The sequence below is a fragment of the Intrasporangium chromatireducens Q5-1 genome, assembly GCF_000576575.1.
GTDB classification, from domain to species: Bacteria; Actinomycetota; Actinomycetes; order Actinomycetales; family Dermatophilaceae; genus Intrasporangium_A; species Intrasporangium_A chromatireducens.
In genome coordinates this window covers 1-2,665 of the sequence record NZ_AWQS01000375.1, presented here as the reverse complement: position 1 = coordinate 2,665, position 2,665 = coordinate 1, and the positions used below count along the sequence as shown (strand labels likewise).

The 2,665-nt window shown below is 74.9% G+C and carries 2 protein-coding genes and 1 tRNA gene; all 3 read right to left on the bottom strand.

Annotation, left to right across the window (positions count from 1 at the left end; all coding sequences use genetic code 11):
* Positions 1–1,023 (bottom strand): selenocysteine-specific translation elongation factor (selB, locus tag N864_RS21230; RefSeq protein WP_034722100.1); only part of this gene is annotated, 1,023 nt, incomplete at its 3' end.
* Positions 1,023–2,363 carry an L-seryl-tRNA(Sec) selenium transferase gene (gene selA, locus N864_RS21225; RefSeq protein WP_034722098.1) on the bottom strand — a complete coding sequence of 447 codons (1,341 nt, stop codon included), beginning with the start codon at positions 2,361–2,363 and terminating at the stop codon, positions 1,023–1,025. The genes selB and selA, both read right to left, overlap by 1 nt.
* A 26-nt stretch (positions 2,364–2,389) precedes the next feature.
* Positions 2,390–2,485 (bottom strand) — tRNA-Sec (locus N864_RS21220).
* Positions 2,486–2,665 lie beyond the last annotated feature (180 nt).

Genomic DNA, 2,665 nt, shown 5'->3' with positions numbered 1-2,665 from the left:
GGCGTCGAGGACCGTCGCCCCGACGATGAGTCCGTCGGCGCCCGGGTCGCGCAGGATGGCCCGGTCCCCGGCCTCGAGCGGGACGGCGCGCTCGAGGGTCAGCCGCGCCAGGTCGCCGTCGAGCGGCCGGGCGCGTGCCTGGAGGGCGGCGGTGCCGACGTGGACGGTCAGGTGCTGCGGCAGGTCCGAGGCAGGGCCCGTCGTGCGGACGTCGACCTGTGCCGTGGTGCGCCAGCCCTCGGGAGTCAGGAGCGGATCGCCACGCCTGACCTCGTCGGGGCCGATTCCTCGCAGGTTCAAGGCAACTCGCGCGACCGCCTCGACTGAGTCCTCCGCCCGGCCCAGGCTCTGGATGCCCCGGACGGACAGCTCCCGGCGGCGGCCGTCATGGGCGTGCAGCTCGAGCCGGTCGCCGACGCGGACGGTCCCCGCCCCCAGGGTCCCGGTGACGACGGTGCCGCTGCCCCGCACCGTGAAGGACCGGTCGACCCACAGCCGCACCCGTCCCGACCGGCGCGGCGTCGGCAGCGCCTCGCAGAGACGTGTCAGCTCGGCGCGCAGCTGCTCGAGCCCCTGGCCCGTCACTGCGGAGACGGCGACCGCCGGGACGTCGCCGAGGGACGAGGAGCTGATCCGTTCGCGCGCCTGCGCCACGGTGGGTCCCGGGTCGGCGAGGTCGCTGCGCGTGACGGCGAGCAGGCCGTGGGTGATGCCGAGGGCGTCGACCGCGGCGAGGTGCTCCTCGGACTGGGCGCGCCAGCCCTCGTCCGCCGCGACGACGAACAGGACCGCGGGGACCGGGCCGAGCCCTGCGAGCATGTTGCCGATGAAGCGCCGGTGCCCCGGCACGTCGACGAACGCCACCTGTCCGGCACCGGGCAGGGTCGTCCAGACATACCCGAGGTCGATGGTCAGGCCGCGACGCCGCTCGTCGGCCCACCGGTCCGGCTCCATGCCGGTCAGGGCGTGCACCAGGGTCGACTTGCCGTGGTCGACGTGCCCGGCGGTCGCGACGACGTGCATCAGGACGAGCCCTCGAGCAGGCCCACGACCGACTGGATCGCGGCGATGAGCACATCGTCGGACTCGACGGGGACGCACCGCAGGTCGACGAGCGTCAGCGCCGACTCCACCCGAGCGAGAACCGCGGGGTCTGCGCGGCGGAGGTGAGCGGCATACGACTCAGGCAGCGCCACCGCCCACCCGCTCAGCGTGACGCCCGGAGCGCCACCGCCGCCGACGGCGCCCTCGCTCGGGACGACGCGGCCGCCCACGGCTTCCGCGACGCGCGCCGACCGCGCCCGGAGGGCGTCGGGGTTGGCGTGCAGGGAGGCGGCGACGACGGTCGGGCCACCGCGCAGGGTTGCCTCGAGGGCGGCGAGGGTCAGCTTGTCGACCCGGAGCGCCCGGGCGAGCGGGTGTCGGCGGAGCCGCTCCACGACGCCCGCGGCGCCGAGCAGGATCCCGGCCTGCGGGCCACCGAGCAGCTTGTCGCCACTGCTCGTGACCAGAGTGGCGCCCTGGCCGAGAACCGTTGCGGCATCAGGCTCCTCGGGCAGCAGTGGCTCGGCGCGCAGGAGCCCGCTGCCGATGTCGACGACGAGCGGGAGGCCATGCGACCGAGCCAGGTCGGCGAGCTCGGGCACCGTCGCGGCGCTCGTGAAGCCCTCGATCCGGAAGTTGCTCGGGTGCACCTTGAGGATGGCGGCCGTCTCCGGGCCGATCGCGTCGGCGTAGTCGCGGACCGTCGTCCGGTTCGTCGTGCCGACCTCGCGCAGCCGGGCGCCCGTCGAGGCGATGAGGTCCGGCAGGCGGAAGCCGTCGCCGATCTCGACCATCTCGCCCCGGCTGACCAGCACCTCGCGGCCGGCGGCGAGCGCGGTGGTGGCGAGGACCAGGGCCGCGGCGCCGTTGTTGACGACGAGGGCGTCCTCCGCGGCCGGCACCTCGTCGCGGAGCGCAGCCAGCGTGCCGCGTCCGCGACGGGCCCGGCGCCCCGACTCCAGGTCGAGTTCGACGTCGACGTATTCCGCTGCCCGCCCGATCGCCTCGCGGGCCGCGGGGGTGAGCGGCGCCCGTCCGATGTTCGTGTGCAGGACCACACCGGTCGCGTTGATGACGGGCCGGAGGGTCGTCAGCGTGCGCTCATGCAGGTCGAGGGCGGCGGCGGCCGCCGTAGCCACGTCGTCGGAGCCGAGCTCACCGTCGCGGGCCCGTTGTTGGGCGGCGACGACGGCGCGCTTGACGATCTCGTGGCCGAGGCGACGGGTCGCCTCGACGAGCAGCGGGTGGCGTAGGAGCACGTCGGTGCGCGGAATCGCGCGCCGCGGGTCGACGTGCCCGTCCTGCGGCGTCCCGACCACCCCGTGCTCCTTCGCGACAATGGCTGTGGCGGAGGTGAACAGGAATCGAACCTGCCTGCGACGGATGCCGCCGCACACCGGTTTTGAAGACCGGGGGGACCACCAGGAGCCCATGCACCTCCAGGAGCCACCCTAGCGAGGCGTCGGGACTGCCCGAGGCGGCCCGTCGAGCGGCGCGGCCCGAGGGTGGGGCGCGGGTTGACGATCCGTGACATGCAGGAGCCGTGGAGGGGGCTATGGTATGCCGCGACGGCTCGCCGACCGTCCAGGGCCGGTGGTCGCCTCCCCCACCCCTTGACGAG